The sequence below is a fragment of the Parapedobacter tibetensis genome, from assembly GCF_024704835.1.
GTDB classification, from domain to species: Bacteria; Bacteroidota; Bacteroidia; order Sphingobacteriales; family Sphingobacteriaceae; genus Parapedobacter; species Parapedobacter tibetensis.
Window position 1 is genome coordinate 166776 of record NZ_JAMXBE010000015.1, and the last position, 6641, is coordinate 173416.

The following is a 6641-nucleotide window of genomic DNA, read 5'->3' on the forward strand; positions in this document are numbered from 1 at the left end:
CGGATTTGGAATCTATGGGTCAGCGCCTAAATACTAAGTATGCTGCTTCAAGACTCCACGACTACGGACTTCCGACTTATCCAAACACTTCATCACTATACTGCATAGCTTCTGCCCATGCGACCCTATCCAAGTTGGTTTCGATATTTAGCTCGTACAGAACCTGCAGCAAGGTTTCGGTGGCAATGTTGCCCGTCAGTTTATCCTCAGCCATGGGGCACCCGCCAAAACCCCGCAACGCTGTATCAAAGTGGTTGCATCCGGCATCAAGGGCAGCAATCAGTTTATTTCGGCTTGCCTCTGGTGTACTATGCAGGTGTAAGCCCAGCTCGATGGCCGGAAACGCTGCCTTTATATAGGTATATACTTCCGCGATGTTGTCGGGCTTGGAGCTACCAACGGTATCTGCCAACGCAAAATGCGTTATACCGGCATCAACCAACTTTGATGTCTGATCCGCCACGATAGCAGGACTCCATGCATCTCCATAAGGATTTCCGAAACCCATCGAAAGGTAAACCAGCGGAGTTTTATGGTTTTCGCGACATATCGCGACCAATTGTTGTACAGTTTCCAATGCTTGCGAGATCGTACTGTTGGCATTGCGCAATTGGAAGGTCTCCGATACCGAAAAAGGAAATCCCAGTAGGTCTACCTGCGCCTGCCTTGAGGCTTCTTTTGCCCCTCGAACATTGGCAATGATGGTCAGTAGACTAGTTGAACTTGTAGCTGTATTCAGCATGTCCAGCACTTCGGCTGTATCCTGCATCTGAGGGATAGCCTTGGGGGAGACGAAACTCCCAAAATCCAAACGGCTAAAACCTACAGCTAAAAGCAATTGGAGGTACTTGGCTTTAATCGCCGTGGGGATAAAGCCAGGTATTCCCTGCATGGCGTCGCGTGGACATTCCGTGATGAACACCTTTTTGCCGTCATTGCGCAACATCTTAATTAATTTCTATGGTATAAGGAAGCCGTGCTTGGATACCACGTTGCTGCAAGGTCATTTTTAACTGCTCATAGTAGCGGTAATGCTCGCCCAGTTCACGTCTGCCAAACCATGCACTGATTTTGTCGGTCGAAGACCCCAAGAGCGACTCAAAAGGGCTCTTAATGGCGGGATAGGTTACCAATCGATAATCCTCCAATCCGGCCTTATGGGCTGCGGCTGCAATAGCATCTTCAATACTACCTAAACGATCTACCAAGCCGTTGGCCATTGCTTGCCGCCCACTCCATACACGGCCTTGCCCAATGCTATCCACCTGCTCTTTGGTAAGTCCACGCCCATCAGCTACCCGTTTCAGAAAAGTATCATAAATCCGGTTGACCTCCATTTGGAGAATATTACGTTCTTCTGCGGTGAGCGGACGGTCAACATTAGCTAAATAATCGGCATATTTGCCTGTCTTCACTTTGTCGTATGTAATACCCAGCTTATCATTCATCAAGGTTTTCATGTTGGGTATCAACCCAAAGACACCTATTGAGCCCGTTATGGTATTGGGTTGGGCAAAAATGGAATCAGCTGCGGCTGCGATGTAATAGCCCCCTGAAGCAGCTACATCACCCATAGAAACCATCACTGGTTTTTCCTGCTGGAGAAGATCCACTTCACGCCAAATCACATCAGAGGCGAGAGCGCTACCTCCTGGCGAATTAATGCGGAACACAACGGCCTTCACTTTGTCATCCTTACGCATTTTACGCAATTCACGCGAAATGCGTTCTGATCCGATGAGTTCATCCCCCCCCTCTCCCGATACGATTTCACCAACGGCATACACCACGGCTATGCGGTCCCGTATGGCGGCTTTCCCTTTTTGCACGGCAGGTTTGTATTTTGTAAGGATTACGGCATTAATATCTTTGTCGGTATCGATATCGAGCAACGTTTTCAGCTCGCTAAGCAATTCGTCCTTGTACTTCTTGTCATCTGCCAATCGATAAGTGATTGCATCATCGGCATTACGCACCAAATAGCCGTCAGCGATTGCAAACAATGAATCACGTGTAATTTTGCGACTCTCGGAAACCTGTGTGATGAAGTGTTCATATATGCTACCCAGAAATGAATTTACCTGTTCGCGATTCGCATCGCTCATTCTATCCAATATAAAAGGTTCTACTGCACTTTTATAGGTGCCCACCTTGATGACTTGGGCTTCGATACCTAATTTGTCAAGCGCTCCTTTCATGAACATGGTCTGGGATGCCAACCCCCTAAAGTCAATCGTTCCTTCGGGATTGATGTAGATTTTATCAGCAGTGGATGCCAAATAATATGCCCGTTGGGTATAACCTTCGCTGTAGGCAATGATGAATTTGCCCGACTCCTTGAAATCCAACAACGCATCCCTAATTTCCTGCAGGGTGGCAAAACTGGCCGACACAGCTGAAAGGTCGAGGTAGACGCCTTTTATGCGGTCGTCTTCCTTGGCGCCCGCTATCCGCTCCAAAATATCGTTCAATCCAAAACTTTTAGTGGTAACGAACCCTGGCAATTCGAGCTCATCAAATGGGTCGGGGATTGTACGCTCTGTAATTATGTGGTTGAGCTCCATGTGCAAAACCGAATTGTCTTCCACTATGGCCTCCTTTTCTGTTTTCATTGAACCAACCAAGGCACCAATAATGATAAACCCCACAATGACCAAAACGAAAAACGAAATAATTATGCCCGTTACCGTGGCAAGCACGTATTTGAAAAATGATCTCATGTCCTGTTTTTTCTTTTGTTCAAAGATAATAAAAATGCAGTTATTGTTTCTTTTTGTATATATGACTGCTTTTTTGACCTAAAAACTTGAAGATAGTTACAGTTTGGCATGGAAGATAAAAGGAAATTTCATTCTGCTTTTAGGAACCGTGGTAATCTTTTCATTACATTTGTCACTCGGAGACCTAACAACATGAGTTTTTAAAATGTCAACATCTGTTATAGCGGAAACTTATCTTTTATTGGGCACAAACCAAGGCAATAGGATGGAACTATTGGATCGTGCTTTGATGGGCATAACCCAAAAAATAGGAGATATTTCCAAATCTTCTTCTGTATACGAAACTGCCGCCTGGGGAAATGAAAACCAACCGAACTATCTCAACCAAGCGGTGCTGGTATTCACGCGGCTCCTTCCTTTCCAATTGTTAAAAACGATTAACGCGATTGAAAAAGGACTGGGCAGGGAAAGGTCTATAAAATGGGGGTCAAGACCGATAGATATTGACATCCTGTGGTACGCCGACCAGATCATCGACAAGCCCAACCTCCAGATACCGCACCCACATTTGCCCAACCGCAAATTTGCTTTGATACCTTTGCAGGAAATTGCCCCCACTTTGGTTCATCCTGTATTCAAAAAAACAATTACCGAACTATTGCAACATACACCTGACTGTTTACCCGTACACCTTTATAAAACTGACACCTATGAGCAAGACTAGATTTGAGCTAGCCAATATGGATTATTTGGAAGATTTATCGGGTGGCAACACCCAGCTTATCAGGGAAATCATTGAACTTTTTATCAAGCAAACACCTCATGATATAGAACTTCTATCATCCTATATCCAACAACAAGAATGGGAAAAAGCATATAAACAAGCTCATCACATCAAGCCGACACTTGCTTATGTAGGTGCAAATCAAATGCGTGAGGAATTGCAAGAAATAGAAAGGCTTGCTAGGGAAAGGCAGGACCTACATTTGCTATCGCATAAGTTTGCCGAATTGGCTCCAAGACTTGACATCCTCTATAAGGAGTTGAAGGCGTACTTAGAGACAATTTGAAACGTTATACTGCCCTAATTTCAAACTCATAATTTTCCATGATTAGGTTGGCCAGCAGTTTTTTACAGGCGTCGTCGACTTTTTGGCGGGCGATATCTTCATTATCGGCGTCTATTTCCAATGTGATGTGTTTACCTATCCTTACATTGCTTATTTCGATAAACCCAAGGTTTTTCATACTTCCTGTCACTGCTTTTCCTTGAGGGTCCAAAATTTCCTTCAGGGGCATCACATTGATTTCTGCCAAAAATTTCATATATATTTTTTATTATTTGATTGTGTTTGCTTTCTCAATAATTGCCATGCTGACTTATTTTCAACATTGTCTGTGCATGGCTATTCATACTGTCTTTTTAAAATGGATATACGAAAACAAAAAATATAATGCCAAAATAACCGGCATTGCCGCAAATTTAAGCAAACCGATCAACAGTATGCTTAAAATTATGAAAATGAATTTCCACTTGTTTTCCTGCCATGACAGCGACCCTAATTTCAAGGAAAAGAGCCGCATATGGCTTACCAACAACAGACTGGTAACGATGATGCCACTTATCAAAAAAACCGGATGGTATATGAAGCGGCCATACGTTTCGCCAACAAAAGGCAATGAAGCCACATAAAACGCGTTCATGGGGGTATTCAGGCCGATGAAATCGGTAGACTGGCGTTCATCTATATTGAACTTGGCTAGGCGAAGCGCTGAAAAAACCGTGACCACAAACCCCATATAAGGCAAATATTCGTTTTCTGGAAGTGCTATCCCAAGCATTTCATAAAGGATGGCTCCCGGCAGCAGACCAAAACTAATTATATCTGCCAATGAATCCAATTCCATCCCTATTGGCGATTTGACATGCAGTGCCCTGGCAACCAATCCATCGAAGAAATCAAAGATACCTGATACAACCATGCAGTATGTGGCGATTTCAAACCGGCCTTGCAATGCAAACACCACGCCTATACATCCGCTGAATAGGTTTAAACAGGTAATGAAATTAGGGAAATGCTTCTTCATAGGATAGGCTGTCAGCCTTCGGTAACCTGTCCTTAAGGCCAACAACCATTGGAACAATTAACTGTTCATACTAACAAGGAACTCTTCATTCGATTTTGTGCCCCGCATTTGAGACAATAAAAACTCCATCGCTTCGGTCGAATTCATATCCGCCAAGTGGTTACGCAACACCCATATACGCTGAAGCGTTTCGCGGTCGTTGAGCAAATCGTCTCTACGCGTGCTGGATGCAATCAGATCTATGGCTGGGAATATCCGCTTGTTGGAAAGTTTACGATCAAGCTGCAACTCCATATTGCCTGTTCCTTTGAATTCTTCGAAGATGACTTCATCCATCTTGGAGCCTGTATCGATCAATGCCGTTGCTAATATCGTCAATGAACCCCCATGTTCGATATTACGTGCCGCACCGAAGAAACGTTTTGGCTTGTGAAGAGCATTGGCATCCACACCACCTGACAAGATTTTACCAGAAGCGGGTGCCACGGTATTGTATGCCCTAGCCAAACGTGTGATAGAATCCAATAAGATAACCACATCATGTCCGCACTCTACCATTCGTTTAGCTTTTTCCAACACAATGTTGGCAATCTTAACGTGCCTTTCTGCTGGTTCGTCAAAAGTGGATGAAACTACTTCTGCCCGTACGCTTCTTGCCATATCGGTAACTTCTTCTGGCCGCTCATCAATCAAAAGAATAATTAGGTAAACTTCCGGATGATTCTTGGCAATGGCATTCGCTACATCTTTGAGCAACATGGTCTTACCTGTTTTTGGTTGCGCTACGATTAATCCACGTTGCCCTTTACCGATGGGGGTGAATAAATCCATAATGCGCGTGGAGTAATTCCCTGTACCCATAAACAGTTTCAACCGCTCGGTAGGGAATAGAGGCGTAAGGAAATCAAACGGGACACGATCACGTATATCTGCTGGGTTTTGCCCGTTGATGGCCTCTACTCTCACCAATGGAAAATACTTTTCCCCTTCTTTTGGGGGGCGGATACTTCCGCGCACGGTATCACCTGTTTTGAGTCCAAATAGCTTTATTTGTGATTGGGATACGTAGATATCATCAGGGGAGGTAAGGTAATTGTAATCGGATGAACGAAGAAATCCATAACCATCGGGCATAATTTCTAGTACACCTTCGTTTACAATGACATTATCAAAGTCAAGGCTGGAGGTAGGGCCTTCTATTTTGCTTCCATTTGAAGGCCTCTGTGCAACAGTTTGTTCCGCAGGCATCTCATCGCTTCGCTGTTCCATTGGTGGGCGACTACTACTAGTATCCCGGTTTTCGCTGAGCGACTCTTCCCTAGGTGCTCTAAAGCTTATTGGCTCGGCACCCTTTATGGTACGAGTCCGTTTCCGAGGTCGTTCATCCGCAGTCGCTACATCATTTGTAAGGCTCGGCTCTTCTTGCGCCGCCTGTCTAGCTTCTTCTTCACCTGTCTCAACAATTTTGTTGATCAGTTCTTGCTTACGCAGTTTTTCTACGTCTACTATGCCAATTAGTCTCGCTATCTCGCGCAATTCGGATACGAGCTTCGCATTCAATTCATTAATATCCATCAACTATAATTATAAAATAAAATAAGGATTTCGCTGTTATACACAGAAATTTATCCACCTCTCTCAGCCGCACATCTTAACAATAATGGTTTCAGCATTTGGTCTTCAGAAATCAATGATTTTTGTCGAAGTGAAGGATAAATCTTGAGAATTATTGCGCAAAGTAAGGGATTATATTTGGTATTCCAAAAAAATATTAAAAAAAACTAACAAGGTAGATTCAACTCACTAATGCAACTTTCTTATCTAAGTTAGTGT

Annotated in this window: 7 protein-coding genes; 2 read left to right on the forward strand and 5 right to left on the reverse strand. The window is 43.9% G+C overall.

Annotation, left to right across the window (positions count from 1 at the left end):
* Positions 1-76: 76 nt before the first annotated feature.
* Complete coding sequence (locus NF543_RS20700) at positions 77-946, reverse strand: hydroxymethylglutaryl-CoA lyase (RefSeq protein WP_257670103.1); 870 nt, start codon at positions 944-946, stop codon at positions 77-79.
* 1 nt (position 947) lies between these two features.
* Entirely contained in the window at positions 948-2720 is a 1773-nt protein-coding gene (sppA, locus tag NF543_RS20705) for a signal peptide peptidase SppA (protein ID WP_257670104.1), read from the reverse strand.
* A gap of 205 nt (positions 2721-2925) precedes the next feature.
* Between sppA and folK the strand changes: the two genes are divergently transcribed.
* Both folK and NF543_RS20715 read left to right on the forward strand, forming a co-directional pair.
* Entirely contained in the window at positions 2926-3444 is a 519-nt protein-coding gene (gene folK, locus NF543_RS20710; protein WP_257670105.1) for a 2-amino-4-hydroxy-6-hydroxymethyldihydropteridine diphosphokinase, read from the forward strand.
* The gene (locus tag NF543_RS20715) at positions 3431-3790 is read left to right on the forward strand and encodes an Hpt domain-containing protein (protein WP_257670106.1); all 360 of its coding nucleotides are present in this window, start codon (positions 3431-3433) and stop codon (positions 3788-3790) included. Before folK ends, NF543_RS20715 begins: the two co-directional genes overlap by 14 nt.
* A 4-nt stretch (positions 3791-3794) precedes the next feature.
* Here the strand turns inward: NF543_RS20715 and purS are convergent, their stop codons facing one another.
* The 3 genes from purS to rho form a co-directional block, all read right to left on the reverse strand.
* Positions 3795-4046 (reverse strand): phosphoribosylformylglycinamidine synthase subunit PurS, encoded by a 252-nt coding sequence (gene purS, locus NF543_RS20720; protein WP_257670107.1) that lies wholly within the window; start codon positions 4044-4046, stop codon positions 3795-3797.
* Between the two features lie 84 nt (positions 4047-4130).
* Entirely contained in the window at positions 4131-4808 is a 678-nt protein-coding gene (gene pssA / locus NF543_RS20725; RefSeq protein WP_257670108.1) for a CDP-diacylglycerol--serine O-phosphatidyltransferase, read from the reverse strand.
* Between the two features lie 57 nt (positions 4809-4865).
* Entirely contained in the window at positions 4866-6383 is a 1518-nt protein-coding gene (gene rho / locus NF543_RS20730) for a transcription termination factor Rho (RefSeq protein WP_257670109.1), read from the reverse strand.
* Positions 6384-6641: the final 258 nt, after the last annotated feature.

Bases quoted from the DNA above. Each gene is read 5' to 3' on its own strand.
- NF543_RS20700 (WP_257670103.1), bottom strand. From the start codon at position 946: ATGTTGCGCAATGACGGCAAAAAGGTGTTCATCACGGAATGTCCACGC.
- sppA (WP_257670104.1), bottom strand. From the start codon at position 2,720: ATGAGATCATTTTTCAAATACGTGCTTGCCACGGTAACGGGCATAATT.
- folK (WP_257670105.1), top strand. From the start codon at position 2,926: ATGTCAACATCTGTTATAGCGGAAACTTATCTTTTATTGGGCACAAAC.
- NF543_RS20715 (WP_257670106.1), top strand. From the start codon at position 3,431: ATGAGCAAGACTAGATTTGAGCTAGCCAATATGGATTATTTGGAAGAT.
- purS (WP_257670107.1), bottom strand. From the start codon at position 4,046: ATGAAATTTTTGGCAGAAATCAATGTGATGCCCCTGAAGGAAATTTTG.
- pssA (WP_257670108.1), bottom strand. From the start codon at position 4,808: ATGAAGAAGCATTTCCCTAATTTCATTACCTGTTTAAACCTATTCAGC.
- rho (WP_257670109.1), bottom strand. From the start codon at position 6,383: ATGGATATTAATGAATTGAATGCGAAGCTCGTATCCGAATTGCGCGAG.